This is a genomic window from Microbacterium sp. ZW T6_19 (assembly GCF_044987465.1).
GTDB classification, from domain to species: domain Bacteria; phylum Actinomycetota; class Actinomycetes; order Actinomycetales; family Microbacteriaceae; genus Microbacterium; species Microbacterium natoriense_A.
Map to the genome: position 1 here is coordinate 251863 of NZ_JBJDRH010000003.1, position 15378 is coordinate 267240.

At 68.6% G+C, this 15378-nt stretch carries 13 protein-coding genes; 10 read left to right on the forward strand and 3 right to left on the reverse strand.

Translation table 11 applies throughout. From position 1 onward, the window contains the following. Nucleotides 1–197 precede the first annotated feature (197 nt). From ACI3KT_RS06235 to ACI3KT_RS06280, 10 genes are all read left to right on the forward strand, one after another. On the forward strand, nucleotides 198–1472 hold the full coding sequence (locus ACI3KT_RS06235; protein WP_404903144.1) for an ABC transporter substrate-binding protein: 1275 nt from the start codon (nucleotides 198–200) through the stop codon (nucleotides 1470–1472). 64 nt (nucleotides 1473–1536) lie between these two features. Beyond that, entirely contained in the window at nucleotides 1537–2499 is a 963-nt protein-coding gene (locus tag ACI3KT_RS06240; RefSeq protein WP_404903146.1) for a carbohydrate ABC transporter permease, read from the forward strand. Then, nucleotides 2496–3350, forward strand: coding sequence for a carbohydrate ABC transporter permease (locus ACI3KT_RS06245; RefSeq protein ID WP_292906944.1), 855 nt, complete (start codon nucleotides 2496–2498; stop codon nucleotides 3348–3350). Before ACI3KT_RS06240 ends, ACI3KT_RS06245 begins: the two co-directional genes overlap by 4 nt. A gap of 7 nt (nucleotides 3351–3357) precedes the next feature. Next, the gene (locus tag ACI3KT_RS06250; RefSeq protein ID WP_404903148.1) at nucleotides 3358–4524 is read left to right on the forward strand and encodes a serine hydrolase domain-containing protein; all 1167 of its coding nucleotides are present in this window, start codon (nucleotides 3358–3360) and stop codon (nucleotides 4522–4524) included. Between the two features lie 67 nt (nucleotides 4525–4591). Then, nucleotides 4592–5566, forward strand: a complete 975-nt coding sequence (locus ACI3KT_RS06255) for a glycosyl hydrolase family 32 (protein WP_404903150.1) — start codon at nucleotides 4592–4594, stop codon at nucleotides 5564–5566. Beyond that, nucleotides 5563–6711, forward strand: a complete 1149-nt coding sequence (locus ACI3KT_RS06260) for a serine hydrolase domain-containing protein (protein WP_404903152.1) — start codon at nucleotides 5563–5565, stop codon at nucleotides 6709–6711. The genes ACI3KT_RS06255 and ACI3KT_RS06260 overlap by 4 nt, the downstream gene beginning before the upstream one ends. A 138-nt stretch (nucleotides 6712–6849) precedes the next feature. Beyond that, entirely contained in the window at nucleotides 6850–9180 is a 2331-nt protein-coding gene (gene purL, locus ACI3KT_RS06265; protein ID WP_404903154.1) for a phosphoribosylformylglycinamidine synthase subunit PurL, read from the forward strand. Nucleotides 9181–9206: 26 nt separating this feature from the next. After that, nucleotides 9207–9344 (forward strand): hypothetical protein, encoded by a 138-nt coding sequence (locus tag ACI3KT_RS06270; protein ID WP_404903156.1) that lies wholly within the window; start codon nucleotides 9207–9209, stop codon nucleotides 9342–9344. A gap of 253 nt (nucleotides 9345–9597) precedes the next feature. Continuing rightward, the gene (locus ACI3KT_RS06275) at nucleotides 9598–11829 is read left to right on the forward strand and encodes an esterase-like activity of phytase family protein (RefSeq protein ID WP_404903158.1); all 2232 of its coding nucleotides are present in this window, start codon (nucleotides 9598–9600) and stop codon (nucleotides 11827–11829) included. A 163-nt stretch (nucleotides 11830–11992) separates the two neighbouring features. Next, nucleotides 11993–12343 (forward strand): TraR/DksA C4-type zinc finger protein, encoded by a 351-nt coding sequence (locus ACI3KT_RS06280; protein WP_292906930.1) that lies wholly within the window; start codon nucleotides 11993–11995, stop codon nucleotides 12341–12343. A gap of 32 nt (nucleotides 12344–12375) precedes the next feature. Here ACI3KT_RS06280 and ACI3KT_RS06285 read toward each other — a convergent pair whose 3' ends face one another. Genes ACI3KT_RS06285 through ACI3KT_RS06295 form a run of 3 tightly spaced genes read right to left on the reverse strand, consistent with a single transcriptional unit; the run spans nucleotide 12376 to nucleotide 15189 of the window. Then, nucleotides 12376–13140, reverse strand: coding sequence for a hypothetical protein (locus ACI3KT_RS06285; protein ID WP_404903160.1), 765 nt, complete (start codon nucleotides 13138–13140; stop codon nucleotides 12376–12378). A 56-nt stretch (nucleotides 13141–13196) separates the two neighbouring features. Next, nucleotides 13197–14510 carry a sensor histidine kinase gene (locus ACI3KT_RS06290; RefSeq protein WP_404903162.1) on the reverse strand — a complete coding sequence of 438 codons (1314 nt, stop codon included), beginning with the start codon at nucleotides 14508–14510 and terminating at the stop codon, nucleotides 13197–13199. A gap of 1 nt (nucleotide 14511) precedes the next feature. Further along, nucleotides 14512–15189 carry a response regulator transcription factor gene (locus tag ACI3KT_RS06295; RefSeq protein WP_404903164.1) on the reverse strand — a complete coding sequence of 226 codons (678 nt, stop codon included), beginning with the start codon at nucleotides 15187–15189 and terminating at the stop codon, nucleotides 14512–14514. Nucleotides 15190–15378 lie beyond the last annotated feature (189 nt).

The window sequence follows — 15378 nt, forward strand, 5'->3', positions numbered from 1 at the left end:
ATGATGCTAAATGGTTGTAGCACCCGAGATTACGGGAGATGGGCCGTGAACCCCGCCCACCTCCGAGCGCGCTCCCGAGCGCGCCGCTTTCCCTTGACCAGTTCGACGAAGGAGTCATTCACATGCGATCACTGCACTCAGTTTCCGAGAGGTCACGCAGATGGTTGAGGGTCTCTGCCCTCAGCCTCGGAGCGGTCATGATGCTCACGAGCTGCTCAGGCACGGCCGATCCCTCCGCACGCGTCGAAGCGGGCAGCGGCACCGGCACGATCACCGTCTGGGCGCTCGATGGCCAGTCGGCGGAGAACGAAGCGATCCAGAAGATCATGGATGACTTCGAGAAGTCCAACGGGGACATCACCATCGACATGCAGTTCATCCCCGCTGATCAGTTCACGACGGCGCTGCAGACCGCCTCCGATGAGGAGCTTCCCGACGTGGTCGAGGTCGACGGGCCGCTGATCGCCAACTTCGCCTACCTCAACCGGATCGCGCCGATCGACGACTGGGTCTCGAAAGACACCATCGAGAATCAGACCGCCGCGATCAAGGGCCAGAACACGGTCGACGGCGACCTCTACGCGGTCGGCATGATGAACTCGGGGCTGGCGATGTGGGGCAACAAGAAGCTCCTGGATGCTGCGGGGGTGACCATGCCGTCGAGCGCCGCCGACGCGTGGACCGCTGAGGAGTTCAGCGACGTGCTCGACAAGCTCGCCGCTCTCGACCCGGACGGCCGCCCATTCGGGCTCGCGGAGAACAACGGTTTCTCCACCGAGTACGGCATCTACGCATTCGCGCCGGTGCTCTGGTCGGCTGGCACACCCCTCATCGAAGACGGTCGCGCGTCGGGCGCACTCGATTCCGAGACCGCGGTCGAGGCCGTCGAGATGTGGGCGTCATGGCGGCAGTACACCGATCCCGACACTGACGGCGTCGCGTTCCAGTCGGGCCGCGTAGCTCTGAACTGGATGGGCAACTGGCTGTACCCGGCCTACAAGGAGGCGCTCGGCGATGATCTCGTCGTCGGTCCGCTTCCCGACTTCGGGCAGGGCGCGAAGACGGGTTCCGGCACCATCGCCTGGAGCATGGGCGGCGCCACCAAGAACGCCACCGCGGCCGGCGCGCTGCTCGACTACCTGATGAGCGACGACGTCGTGAACGCGTACACGTCCGCCAACGGGGCACCGCCGGCGACGACGACGGCGCTCACCGCATCCGCCCTCTACGGCGACGGCAAGCCGCTGGCCTACCTCTCCGCGCAGCTGAACTCGGCCTGCCCGACCGAAGACACTCTGAAGGTCGACTGCGTCGCCGTCTCGAGACCCATCACCGCCGGCTACCCCGTGGTGACCGCAGAGTTCGGCAAAGCGCTCAGCGCCGTCTGGGGAGGCGCCGACGCTGCGGAGTCCCTGAGCGCGGCGGCACGCGCCATCGACCGCGACTTCGTCGACAACGACGACTACAAGTAACCCGTCGGCACCGGTGCGCTGGGCGGAGGATGCTTCGCCCAGCGCACCCCATCTGAGGACAGACATGACGTTCCCCACCACCCGATCGCGCAGCGGCGGGTCCCGATCCCGTCCCCGCGGCGGCCGGCGATCGGCCAGCGCCGCCGGTCCCCTGATGGCCGCCCCCGGGCTGATCCTGCTCACCGCCTTCTTGGCGATCCCCTTCCTGGGGGCCGTCGTGATGTCGTTCTTCCGCATCCAGCTCGGAAACCCTCGGCCCCCTCGGTTCGTCGGGATCGAACAGTATGCACGGCTGTTCTTCGATCCGGACATCAGCGCCACCTTCCTCCGCTCACTCGGGAACAACTTCGCATTCGCGCTCGTCGTGGTTCCGCTGCAGACCGCGCTCGCCCTCGGCCTCGCGATCCTCATCAATCGCAAGCTCCGAGGCATGACGGTCTTCCGCACGCTGTTCTTCATGCCGCTGGTGTTCCCGCTCGCGCTCGTCGCCGTGATCTGGCGCCTCATCTTCGCTCGCGACGAGAACGGTCTGCTCAACGGCTTCCTCGGCGCCGTGAGCGGTGGCGCGATCGGACCGCACGACTGGCTCGGCGATCCGTCGACCGCGCTGGGCGCGATCATCGTCATGTCGATCTGGCAGAGCGTGAGCTTCCAGATGATCATCCTGCTGGGCGCGCTGCAGAGCGTTCCGCCCGAGCTCTACGAAGCGGCCTCGATCGACCGCGCGGGCTGGTGGAGCCAGTTCGTCCACGTGACCGTGCCCGGCGTGCGGAACACCCTGATCTTCGTCACGCTTCTCACGACGATCTTCGCGTTCCGGCTGTTCGACCAGGTGTATCTGCTCGACAAGAGCGCATCCATCAACATCGAGGCGACCCAGACCGTGATGTATCAGGTGATCACCACCGGATACGACCAGAACAACATCGGCCAGGGCGCTGCGATGGCCGTGGTCTTCCTCATCATCGTCGCCGTCATCGCACTGATCCAGAGGCGGCTCATCCGCCAGGAAGGCGGTGTCGAATGAGCATCGTCCGCAGTCGCTCGGGCAGCATCGCGACCCGCATCGTCGAGTACGCACTGCTGGCGTTCTTCGCCCTCGTGTTCTTCGCCCCGATCTACTACCTCGTCGTCGGCAGCTTCCGCCCCGGTGATCAGGTCCTGACGGGAGTGCGCGGGTTCTTCCCCACCGAGTTCTCGCTGGAGAACTACATCGACGTCTTCCGCCGGTTCTCCAACTCGACCACCGGATACCTGTGGCAGTTCATCGCCGTCTCGGTGGTGGTCACGGCACTCGTCCTGGTCGGCGGCCTCGTGGTCAACTCGCTCGCCGGGTACGCCCTCGCGAGGATGCGCTGGAAGGGCCGCTCCTTCGTGCTCCTGCTCGTCACGGTTCTGACCATCATCCCGTTCGAGGCCGTCGCCCTCCCGCTGTACTACATGCTCAGCGGAAGCCGGAACACGATCCTCATACAGGCCATCCCGTTCGTCGCGAGCGCGTTCTCGATCTTCCTCTTCTACACGTTCTTCCTCGGCATCCCGGGCGAGATCGAAGAGGCCGCTCGACTCGACGGCGCCGGCCCCTTCCGCACCTTCTTCACGATCGTGGTGCCGATGAGCAAGCCCGCGTTCGCAACGGTCGCGATCCTCACGTTCCTCGCCCAATGGGGTTCGTATCTGTGGCCGGTGCTCATGGTCACCGACACGTCGGTGCGGCCGCTCCCGCTCGAGCTGAGCGTGTTCCAGGCTGCACAACCCCCTGAATGGGGGAGTGTGCTGGCGTTCGGAGTGATCTTCATCCTCCCGGTGCTCATCGTCTTCCTGATCTTCCAGCGCTGGTTCGTCGCCAGCATCGCCAGTTCCGCAATCAAAGGCTGAGTACCGCATGAACGACATCCAGGGCGCCGCTGCGCCCGAATTCGAACACGTCGTCGAGGCGTTCGCCGCCACCGCCGGTGAGACCGGGGGCTCCGCCCTCAGCATCCGCATCGAGGGCGAGACCGTGGTGGACGTCTGGCACGGGCACGCCTCGTCGAGCCCGGAGCGTCCCTGGCAGCAGACGACGCCCGCCGTGATCTTCAGCGGCACCAAGGGCCTGGTCGCGATCCTCGCCGCACGCCTCGTGGAGGCGGGTGCGCTCGACCTCGACGCACCCGTCAGCCGATACTGGCCGGAGTTCGCAGCCGCAGGCAAAGAGTCGATCACGGTGAGGCAGGTCATGTCGCACCGTGCCGGCCTCGCCGCACTCCGTGCGGACGTCGATCTCGCCACCGCGCTCGATTGGACCGCGATGACCGAGCGGCTCGCGGCGGAGGAGCCGCTGTGGGAGCCGGGCACACAGTACGGATACCACGCGCTCACCTACGGCTGGCTCGTCGGCGAGATCGTCCGCCGCATCACGGGCACCCCCGTCGGCCGATTCTTCCGTGAGGAGATCGCGGAACCGCTGTCGGCCGACGCGTGGATCGGCATCCCTGCGGATCGGGAGCCGGCCGTCGCCCGCCTCACGCGAGGCGGGAGCATGGATGCGCCCCCACCGGGCGGCATGCCGGAACTCGACCCGGAGCAGGCGCGGTGGATGGGGCGGACCATGACGCTCGGCGCCGCTTTCCCCGCAGAACTCGTCGTCCCCGGCGCAGGTTTCGACGACCCGAAGGTCCACGAGGCAGAGATCCCGGGCGCGGGCGGAATCGGAACCGCACATGCGCTGGCGACCATCTGGTCGTCGACCGTGATCCGTACCGACGGGCATCGCCTGCTCGGAGAGGACGTGGTCACCGAGATGACCCGTGTGCAGAGCGAGGGCGAGCCGGTGTGGTGGCTTCCCGGCCCGTACCCGCGGTGGGGCACGGGCTTCATGATCCCGTCGGAGCGCCGGCCGTTCCTCAGCCCCGAGTCGTTCGGGCACGACGGAGCCGGCGGCCAGGTCACCTTCGCCGACCGCCGCCACCGAGTGGGGTTCGCCTACGTGACCAACCTCATGGAGCTTCATTCGGATGACCGTGGAGACGCGATCGTCCGGGCTCTGGGAGACGTCCTCCACCGCAGCTGAGCTGTTCGGCCGGCCGCACGGCGTCGCGCACGAGCGCGGCGCTCCGCCACCATGCGAAAGGGCAGCCATGCCATTCGAGATTCCCGACCGCTGGGTCTGGGACTGCTGGATCGCCGACGACGGCGACCTCTTCCATCTCTTCTACCTCAACGCACCACGAGCACTGGGCGATCCCGCCCTGCGACACCGCAACGCCGTGATCGGGCACGCGACGTCGACGGATCTGCGCGAGTGGACCTCGCACGGCACGGTTCTCGAGCCGGGAGCGCCCGGGGAGTTCGATGCGACGGCGACGTGGACCGGATGCGTGGTGCCGCAGACCGCCGGCTGGCGGATGTTCTATACGGGGTCGGTGTTCCTCGCACCGGATGCTCACACGAACGTCGAGAGCATCGGCGCCGCCGATTCGACCGACCTTCATTCCTGGTCGAAGGCGCCATCGCCGGTTCTGCGCGCGGATCCGCGCTGGTACGAGACGCTGGCCGACGGCACGTGGCCGGAGGAAGCCTGGAGAGACCCGTGGGTCTTCTTCGACGGGGATCTCTGGCACATGCTGATCACGTCGAGAGCGAAACGCACCGAGGAGTCCGCCGACCCCCGTGACCTCGGCGTCGTGGGCCATGCGACCTCGCGCGATCTGAGCTCCTGGACGATCGGCGAGCCGCTGAGCGCACCGGGCGCGGGATTCGCGCACCTGGAGGTGCTGCAGGCCCTCGAGTTCGAAGGCGGGCACTTCGTACTGTTCTCATGCGATCGCACGCATCTCGCCGGTGATCGCATGAGTGATCGCGCCGGAGGAGTGTGGGTCGCGCCTCGCGACCCGAAGACCGGGTGGTGCGCGATCGAGCACGCGCGGCTCCTGCACGACGAGTACCTGTATGCGGCGCGTGCGGTGCGGGACCGCGAGGGCCGACTGTCGTTGATCGGCTTCATGAACGGCAGCAGCACCGAGGAGTTCGGAGGGCGGATCTCGGACCCGATCGCCCTGGTCCCGGGCCCTGACGGATGGCCATCGATCGCGAACGGGACGGTGGCGCAGTGAACACGAGGATCGACGGAGCGGTGGAGGCGGGCTTCGGAGGAGTCGCCGACGCCTTCGCGCGCGCTTTCGACGGGCGGAAGGGCATGGGGGCGGCGCTCTCCGTCCTCGTCGACGGGAAGACGATCGTCGACGTCTGGGCGGGCGAAGCCGGCCCAGGCGCGGCGTGGAAGGCGGACACGGCCTCCGTCATCTTCTCCTGCACGAAGGGACTGATGGCGATCCTCGTGGCGCAGTGCGTCGAACAGGGATCTATCGGTTACGACGACCTGGTCGTCGATCATTGGCCCGAGTTCGCGCACAACGGCAAGGAGAGCACGCGCGTACGGCACCTGCTCGCGCATCGGGCGGGAGTTCCGGCGCTCCGTCGCCCGCTCTCCCGCGCACAGCTGCTCGACTTCGCGCAGGTCGTCGCCGAGGTCGAGCAGTCAGAGCCCTTCTGGGCACCGGGCACGGCCTACGCCTATCATCCGATCACGCACGGCTGGCTGGTCGGCGAGGTTCTGAGGCGGGCTACGGGGCTCTCGGTGCGCGAGCTTTTCGATCGTGCCATCTCAAGTCCCCTGGGCGTCGACGCGTGGATCGGCATCCCGCCCGCCGTCGAAGAGCGGGTGGCGACGATGTCGATCGGCGCGACCCTGGCCGATGCGACCGCGCGCCTCGTCGAGGATCCGCAGAACCACTGGCCCGCGCAGGCCATGACTTTGGGCGGGGCTCTGCCTGCCGCACTCGTGGGACCGGGCAGCGGCTTCAACGATCCCGCCCTGCATCGGGCGATCATTCCGGGCGCCGGCGGCATCGCCACCGCTCGCGCGCTGGCGACCGTCTGGTCGGCGACGGTGACGCCGACGAACGGCCACCGTCTGATCGGAGAGGACGTGCGCATGGAAGCGACCTCGGTCCAGAGCGCGGGCGAACCGTTCTTCACCGCACCCGGCCCCTGGCCCGCATGGGGGATGGGGTTCCAGCTCGACTCCGGGGCGCGGCGCTACGTCACCCCCCAGGGATTCGGTCACGACGGTGCGGGCGGGCAGGTCGCCTTCGCCGAGCCCGAAGCGAAGATCGGGTTCGCCTTCCTCACGAACATGATGGAGGCGGGCGACGATCGAGGCACCGCGATCGTCGACGCTCTCCGGAATGCCCTCTGACAGAGGGGGCGCCGCTCTGTCAGAGGCGGCGCCCCCTCTTCTCAGTCAGCCGCACCCGCCGGTTTCGACCCCGCACGAGCCTACGATCAGCCCCGGTAGAATGGGAACGCCCGCCGGCCCCCTTCTTGAGGAGTGCGCGTGACCAACGCCCCCGAAGCCACCGCCCACAAGCACGTTCCCGACTCCGTCGCCAACGCAGAAGCGACCCCCGAGAAGGAACAGCCCTACGCGGCGCTGGGCCTGAAGGACGACGAGTACGCGAAGATCCGCGAGATTCTCGGCCGCCGCCCCACCTCGGGTGAGCTGGCCATGTACTCCGTGATGTGGTCGGAGCACTGCTCGTACAAGTCGTCGAAGAACTACCTGCGCCGCTTCGGCCAGAAGGTCTCCGACGAGATGAAGGAACGCCTGATGGTGGGCATGGGCCAGAACGCGGGCGTCATCGACGTCGGCGAGGGCTGGGCCGTGACCTTCAAGGCCGAGTCGCACAACCACCCCTCGTTCATCGAGCCGTTCCAGGGTGCGGCGACCGGCGTCGGCGGCATCGTCCGCGACATCATCTCGATGGGCGCACGCCCGGTCGCGGTCATGGACGCCCTGCGCTTCGGAGCAATCGACCACCCCGACACCGCCCGCGTCGTGCACGGCGTCACGAGCGGCATCAGCTTCTACGGCAACTGCCTCGGCCTGCCGAACATCGGCGGCGAGACGGTCTTCGATTCCGTCTACCAGGCCAACCCGCTCGTCAACGCGCTCGCGGTCGGCGTGCTGCGCCACGAAGACCTCAAGCTCGCCAACGCCACCGGCGTCGGCAACAAGGTCGTGCTGTTCGGCGCCCGCACCGGCGGCGACGGCATCGGCGGCGCCAGCATCCTCGCATCCGACACCTTCGCCGACGGCGGCCCCACCAAGCGCCCCGCTGTGCAGGTCGGCGACCCGTTCGCCGAGAAGGTGCTGATCGAGTGCTGCCTCGAGCTGTACCGCGACGAGCTGGTCGAGGCCATTCAAGACCTGGGCGCCGCCGGCATCTCCTGCGCGACCAGCGAGCTCGCGGCCAACGGCAACAGCGGCATGAAGGTCTCGCTCGACAACGTTCTGCTGCGCGACCCGTCGCTCACGGCTGAGGAGATCCTCATGTCGGAGTCGCAGGAGCGCATGATGGCGATCGTCGCGCCCGAGAAGCTCGACGCCTTCCTCGAGGTCGTGAACAAGTGGGAGGTCGAGACCTCCGTGCTCGGCGAGGTCACCGGCGACGGCCGCCTCATCATCGACTGGCAGGGCGAGCGCATCGTCGACGTCGACCCCTCGACCGTCGCGGTCGACGGTCCGGTCTACGACCGCCCGGTCGCGTACCCGACGTGGATCGACGCGCTGCAGGCGGATGCTGCTGAGAACCTGCCCCGCTCGAACGACCCCGAGACGCTGAAGACGCAGTTCCTCGACCTGGTCGCATCGCCGAACCTCGCCGACACCCGCTGGATCACCAACCAGTACGACTACTACGTGCTCGGCAACACCGCCCTCGCCTTCCCCGACGACGCGGGCATGATCCGCGTCGACGAGGAGTCGGGTCTCGGCTTCGCGATCTCGACCGACGCCAACGGCCGCTACTGCCAGCTCGACCCGTACGCTGGTGCACAGTTGGCTCTCGCCGAGGCGTACCGCAACGTCGCCGTCACGGGCGCCGTTCCCACCGCGATCACCGACTGCCTGAACTTCGGCTCTCCCGAGAACCCCGAGGTCATGTGGCAGTTCGGCCAGACGGTCGACGGCCTCGCAGACGGATGCTACGAGCTGGGCACCCCGGTGACCGGAGGCAACGTCTCGTTCTACAACCAGACCGGCGACGTGCCGATCCACCCGACCCCGCTCGTCGGCGTGCTCGGCATCATCGACGACGTCTCGCGCCGCATCCCCTCGGGGTGGCAGGACGAGGGCCAGAACATCTACCTGCTCGGCACCACCTCGACCGAGCTCTCCGGCTCGGCATGGGCCGAGACCGTGCACCAGCACCTCGGCGGACACCCGCCGAAGGTCGACCTCGCCGGCGAGAAGCGACTCGCAGGCCTCCTCGCCGCGGCACGCGACGAGTGGCTCATCTCCTCGGCGCACGACCTCTCCGAGGGCGGTCTCGCACAGGCGCTCGCCGAGGGAGTCACCCGCTTCAGCGTCGGCGCCCGCGTCTGGCTCAACGAGATCATCGAGCGCGACGGTGTGGATGCGGCATCCGCCCTGTTCTCCGAGTCGACCGGCCGCGTCATCGTGACGGTGCCGCGCGAGGACGACGTGAAGTTCCGCGGACTCTGCGAGGGTCGGGGCTACCCGGTGATGCGCATCGGCGTGACCGACGTCGAGCCGCAGCTCGAGGTGCAGGACGTCTTCACGGTGTCGGTCGCCGAGCTGCGCGAGCGCTCGCAGGCCACACTGCCCGCGGCCTTCGGCCCCACCATCGCCGAGCCGGTCGGCTGACCCGGTTCGTTGAGCGAGCGAGAATCATGAGCGAAGACACCGACGACTACGGCGACCTCGACGACCGCCGCAACCGGCGCATCCGTATCGTGGCCTGGACCGTCATCATCGCGCTGATCCTCGGCGGCGGCGGCGCGACGGTGCTGACTCTGCTCTTCGGCTGAGGTTCCGCGCATCGGTCGTTGAGCGCGCGTTGGTCGTTGAGCGCGCGATATGGCGAGCGTCGTACTGAGCGAGCGAAGCGAGACGAAGTGACGAAACGTCGCAAGACGATCTCGATAGGTTCACCGCGTTTCGTCTCGTCGCTGGCGCTCCTCGCTCAACGACCGATGGGGCAAGGTTCCGTTCACCACGTCGTCATCGGAAGGCCATCGCCGGGTCAGAGGGATGCCGACGGCTGACGGTTGACTCGCAGACATGAGACGAGTCCATCGCGCCATAGCCGCCGCCACCGCCGTCGCCGCGGCAGCCACCCTGCTGCTCGCCGCTCCTGCGCAGGCCGCGGGCAACCAGAGCACTCCGACGTCGAAGAACCACGCGTTCGAGCCGATGCTCGTCGCGTGGGCCGAGCTGTCGGCCGACTTCCTGGCCGACGGTCCGCCGTCCGGCGCGCTCGCCTCGCCAGGCAACGGCCGCCAGGGCCCGTGGGGCGGACAGGTCATCCCCGGCTTTTCCGCCGTGATCGACAACGGCGACGGCACGTTCTGGGCGCAGCCCGACAACGGCTTCGGCGCCAAGGGCAACTCGGCCGACTTCCTGCTGCGCAGCTATCTCGTGCGCCCCGACTGGCAGACGGCCCAGGGCGGCTCGGGCGAGATCGCCGTCGAGCGCTTCATCTCGTACAACGACCGCAACCACGTCCTGGACTTCCCCATCGTCCACGACGCCACCCCGGAGCGCCTGCTCACCGGCGCCGACTTCGACATCGAGTCGGCCGTGCGCGCGAAGGACGGCACGTTCTGGGTCGGCGAGGAGTTCGGCCCCTTCCTGCTGCACTTCGATGCGAACGGCACGCTGCTCGCCAAGCCGTTCTCCCTCGACGGCGGGAAGTCGCCGCAGAACCCGTATCTGCAGCCCGGTGAGACTCCGCGGGTGCGCGCGAGCCGTGGCTTCGAGGCGCTGGCGGCATCCGTGAACGGCCGTTACCTGTACCCGATCGTCGAGGGCGCCTACGCCGACGATCCCGACCTGCGCCGCCGCGAGATCCTCGAGTTCGACACCAAGCGCGGCGTGTACACCGGACGCAGCTGGAACTACCAGACCGATCAGGAGCCGAATGTCATCGGCGACGCCTTCACCGTCAAGAACGACCGGCTGCTCGTGGTCGAGCGCGACGACTTCGAGGGCGACCAGGCGGTCACCAAGCGCATCTACGAGATCGACCTGAAGAAGACGGATGCCGAGGGCTACGTCGAGAAGAGCCTGGTGTTCGACGCCCTGCGCATCTCGAATCCCGACGGCCTGAGCGCCGGCAACGGCTACGGCACCGGCGAGGTGTGGTCGCTTCCGGTGCAGTCGCTCGAGACGATCGTGCAGCTGAAGAACGGCGACCTGCTCATCGCCAACGACAACAACTATCCCGGCAACGACGCGCGCGTCACGGGAACTCCCGACGACACCGAGTTCGCGGTGATCGACCTCGACCGCACCAAGGTCGAACCCGAGCAGGTCACCGTGATCGGCCACCGCGGAGCGAGCGGGTACCGTCCGGAGCACACGCTCGCCTCTTACGAGCAGGCGATCGTGCAGTGCGCCGATTACATCGAGCCCGACGTGGTCTCCACCAAGGACGGCGTGCTCGTCGCCCGCCACGAGAACGAGATCAGCGGCACCACCGACGTCGCGGCGCACCCCGAGTTCGCAAGCCGCAAGACGACCAAGACGATCGACGGCGTGAAGACCACCGGCTGGTTCACGGAGGACTTCACCTTCGCCGAGCTGCGCACGCTCCGTGCCAAGGAGCGCCTGCCGCAGACGCGCCCTGCGAACACGGCGTTCGACGGGCTCTACGTCATCCCGACGCTCGATGAGGTCCTCGACCTGGCCCGGCACTCCGTGAGCTGCGACGGCCGCCAGATCGGCGTCTACCCCGAGACGAAGCATCCGTCGTACTTCGACTCGATCGGGCTCTCGCTCGAGGAACCGCTGGTCGCCGCCCTGCAGGCCAACGGCGTCGACTCGGCGGATGCCCCGGTGATCGTGCAGAGCTTCGAGGTCGCGAACCTCAAGGAGTTGAACGGCCTCACCGACGTGCACCTCGCACAGCTGATCAACTCGTCGGGTCGACCCTACGACTTCACACTCGCGGGCGACGCGCGCACCTATGCCGACCTCGTGAAGCCCGCCGGGCTCGCCGAGATCTCGTCGTATGCCGACGGCATCGGCGCCGAGAAGTCGGTGCTGATCCCGCGCACACCCGACGGACGACTCGCCTCGCCCTCACCGGTGATCGCGGACGCGCACGCTGTAGGTCTCGATGTGCACGGCTGGACGTTCCGCCTGGAGAACCAGTACCTGCCGGTCGAGTTCCGCTCATCCGCCGACCCGATCGCGCCCGGCGATCTCGCCGGCGAGATCAGGGTGTTCCTCGACGCGGGCATGGACGGCATCTTCAGCGACCAGCCCGACATCGCCGCCACCGTCGGCTGACCGCGTTTCGTCTCGGTCGCTCCGCTCCCTCGCTCGACGACCAGAGGAAGACTCGCCCCCGGTCGTTGAGCGAGCGGAGCGACACGAGACGCCGAGAGTTGAGGCCCCACCCGCCTCGACTTCTGCCGAAGCCGACGTCGGATGCCGCGCGTACAGTGTCGGCATGACCGACGACGTCCGCGCACTTCTCGAGCGGCTGCGGGCGCACGCCGCCGCCCGCGTCGCGTCGACCGCGGTCGTGCTCGGCGAGCTCGTGCACGACCGGGAGGGATCGAACGACGATGACGAGCACGACCCCGAAGGGGTCACGCTCTCATCTGAGTGGTCGCGTCTGTCGGGCCTCGCAGATGCCGCGGCATCCGAACTCCGCCAGGTCGACGAAGCCCTCGCAAGGCTGGATGCCGGAACCTACGGGGTCTGCGCCGGCTGCGGACAGCCGATCCCGATCGCTCGTCTGGAGGTGCGGCCGTTCGCGACCCACTGCGTGGCCTGCGCCGAGAAGCTCGGGCGATGACCGCACCGGCACCCGGCCGCGGGGCGTGCAGATCAGTCGTCGTCGACGTCGGCGAAGACCAGCGCGAGATCGGCCGCGAGATCGATGTCGGCGTCGCGTCCATCGGCGAGACGGATGCTGACCTCGTAGGCGACGCCCTGGTCGTCGCTGCTCGACACGGCATCGACCGTGCCGTCGCCGCCGGAGGCCTCGCTCGACGCGGCGAGAGCGGCGTCGATGATGTCGCCGAGCGTCGCGAGATCGAGCGCCGGGTCCGCGCGGCGGTCGTCGTCGCGGGACGGATCGACGGATGCTGCGCCGTCGCCGCCGACGAACACGTCGACCTCCGAGCCGTCGGCGAGCAGAACCTCGACCTCGTAGCCGCCGTGCTCGACGTCGATCGAGCTCGCACTGGTGCCGCCCGCGGCGTCGATGGCCGCCTCTGCCGCGTCGCGCATCGAGGCGGCATCCGCCACGATTCCTGCGCCCGCCCCCGTCTCGGGGGCGCGGTCGTCGTCTCGAGCACCGTCATCGGCGCGATCGCCGTCGCGATCGCCGTCGTCGGTCGCACTCGAGCCACTGCCCTGCGACGCGGCGGGACGGTCGTCATCGTCGTCGCCGACCTCGGCGCCGATCGCATACGCGCCACCGCCGACGGCGAGGATCGCGACGGTCGCCGCTGCTCCGATGAGGATGTTCCGACGGCGCCGGCCCGATTGCGGTCCGGCGGGAGCGGCAGGTGCTGCGGGCTCCGTGTCGAACCGCTGGGTCTCGGCGTCTCGGTCGGGCTGCTGGGGTGTGTTCTCTTCGGTGTTCATGCTTCTACTCTGCGCGGCCACCCATGAACCGCCGCTGAAGCTTCCTGAAGCCGCCTTCAGCCTTCCGCGGCGACCGGCAGCGCGAGTGTGAAACGCGCTCCGCCGAGCACGCCGGTCGACACCGACAGCTCCCCGCCGTGCGCCCGCGCGATCTCACGGGCGATCGCGAGTCCGAGACCGCTGCCGCCGGCGTCTCTCGCGCGTGCCTCGTCGAGCCGGGCGAAGCGCTCGAACACGGCCTCGCGCTGCTCCTCTGGCACTCCGGATCCGTCATCCTCCACCTCGAGGAGAACGTGCGGACCCGACACGACCACGGCCAGCGCCACTGTGCCGGCTGCGTGGCGCACAGCGTTGTCGACGAGATTGCGCACGGCTCTGCCGAGCAGAACCTCGCTGCCGGCGACCCGCCCTGGGCCGATACGCCGACCGTCGACGTCGACGCCCATGCCGCGCAGGCGCTGCACCTCGGCGAGCGCGATGTCGTCGAGATCCACCGGCGCGCGCGGATGCTCGCGTCCCCCGTGCTCGTCGAGTCGGGCGAGCAGCAGCAGACCCTCGACGAGTTCCTGCATGCGCCGCCCCTCATCGAGCACCACCCCGCCGAGCTCCTCGACAGAGGTCGATGCCGGGTGCGCGACCGCGACCTCGGCGTGCTGCCTGATCGTCGCGAGCGGTGATCGCAGCTCGTGCGAGGCGTCGCTCACGAAGCGCCGCTGCGTCGTCTGCGCGTACTCGATCCGCTCGAGCATCCGATTCATGGTCGCGGCAAGCGCGCCCAACTCGTCGTCGCGCCCCGCATCGACGCGCCGATCGAGCCCCGCGCCGTCGATGTCGTCGACCTGCCGGCGCATGCGCTCCACCGGGGCGAGGGCGCGCGTGGCGACGAGCCACATGACCACCCCGATCACGACGAGCAGCACGGGCACTGCGATCGTCAGGAGACCGGATGCCGTCGCCGTCGCCGCCTCGACCTCATCGATCGGCCGCGCGACCGTGAGCATGCCGGCATCCGTCTCCTCCGAGGCTGCGAGGTAGGCGTCCCCGTCGACCACGATGCGCACGACGGAGTCCTCGGCGACGATCGGCAACTGCTCGGCGTCGTCGTCGTTGGCGGCGGACTGCGCGCCCTGCACCCGCACGAGCACGTCACCGTCGAGGTCTCCGATGTCGACCGCGCCGTTCTCGAGCTGCTCGCCGATCGTCTCGAGATCCTGCTCGACCGAGGCCGACACCCCCTGCGTGAGCAGCTGTCCGAGCAGGATCACGGTGCCCAGGGCGCCCCCGGCGAGAACCACTCCGACTGCGAGGAGTGCACCGACGGTCAGTCGTGCCCTGATCGAGCGGATGCCGCGTCTGCGGGTCTCCGTCATCTCAGCCGCCGTTCCCGGCGAGCCGGTAGCCGGTGCCGCGGACCGTCTCGATGGCCGCTCTTCCGAACGGCCTGTCGACCTTCGTCCGCAGGTGCCCGATGTAGACCTCGACGATGTTCGCATCGCCATCGAAATCGTCGCCCCACACGTTCGCGATCACCTCGGCCTTGGTCACGGCCTCACCGCGTCGGCGGAGCAGGAAGTCGAGAACCGCGAGCTCTCGCGCCGTGAGCGAGATCTCCGTATCGCCGCGGAAGACCCGACGTGCGGCCGGATCCAGGCGCAGATCCCCCGCTTCGAGCACCGCCGGCCGCTCGCGCCCGCCTCTGCGGACCAGCGCGCGGAGCCGCGCGACCAGCACCGGATACGAGAACGGCTTCGTCATCCAGTCGTCGCCTCCCGTGTCGAGGCCTTCGACCTCGTCCCACTCGCCGTCCTTCGCCGTGAGGAACAGCACGGGAGTCCAATCGCCCTCGGCGCGCAGCGCCTGGCATACGCGATAGCCGCTCATGCCCGGCATCATGACGTCGAGCACGATCGCGTCGTAGTCGCGATCGTGCGCGAGACCGAGCCCGGCGGCACCATCGTTCGCGACGTCGACGACCATCCCCTCGGCCTCGAGCCCCCGGCGGATGCCGTCGGCGAGCCGCACTTCGTCATCGACGAGCAGTATTCGCATCCTCCCAGCCTGCACACCGGGGCTGAAGCGCGGCTGAAGGACTCGGCGCGCCCTGGCACATTCGACCGCCGGCGCGCTCCACGCGACCCGGACGCTCCGCGCGCCCCGCACGCTCCGAAAGAGAACTCACGTTCAGGAGGAGCCTCAGCGGCCAAAGCTCCTTCCGAACGTGAGAAGTCCTTCGGAACG

Coding starts and splice junctions, on each gene's coding strand:
- ACI3KT_RS06235 (WP_404903144.1), top strand. CDS start 198: ATGATGCTCACGAGCTGCTCAGGCACGGCCGATCCCTCCGCACGCGTC.
- ACI3KT_RS06275 (WP_404903158.1), top strand. CDS start 9,598: ATGAGACGAGTCCATCGCGCCATAGCCGCCGCCACCGCCGTCGCCGCG.
- ACI3KT_RS06290 (WP_404903162.1), bottom strand. CDS start 14,510: ATGACGGAGACCCGCAGACGCGGCATCCGCTCGATCAGGGCACGACTG.
- ACI3KT_RS06255 (WP_404903150.1), top strand. CDS start 4,592: ATGCCATTCGAGATTCCCGACCGCTGGGTCTGGGACTGCTGGATCGCC.
- ACI3KT_RS06240 (WP_404903146.1), top strand. CDS start 1,537: ATGACGTTCCCCACCACCCGATCGCGCAGCGGCGGGTCCCGATCCCGT.
- ACI3KT_RS06250 (WP_404903148.1), top strand. CDS start 3,358: ATGAACGACATCCAGGGCGCCGCTGCGCCCGAATTCGAACACGTCGTC.
- ACI3KT_RS06270 (WP_404903156.1), top strand. CDS start 9,207: ATGAGCGAAGACACCGACGACTACGGCGACCTCGACGACCGCCGCAAC.
- ACI3KT_RS06280 (WP_292906930.1), top strand. CDS start 11,993: ATGACCGACGACGTCCGCGCACTTCTCGAGCGGCTGCGGGCGCACGCC.
- ACI3KT_RS06285 (WP_404903160.1), bottom strand. CDS start 13,140: ATGAACACCGAAGAGAACACACCCCAGCAGCCCGACCGAGACGCCGAG.
- ACI3KT_RS06295 (WP_404903164.1), bottom strand. CDS start 15,189: ATGCGAATACTGCTCGTCGATGACGAAGTGCGGCTCGCCGACGGCATC.
- ACI3KT_RS06245 (WP_292906944.1), top strand. CDS start 2,496: ATGAGCATCGTCCGCAGTCGCTCGGGCAGCATCGCGACCCGCATCGTC.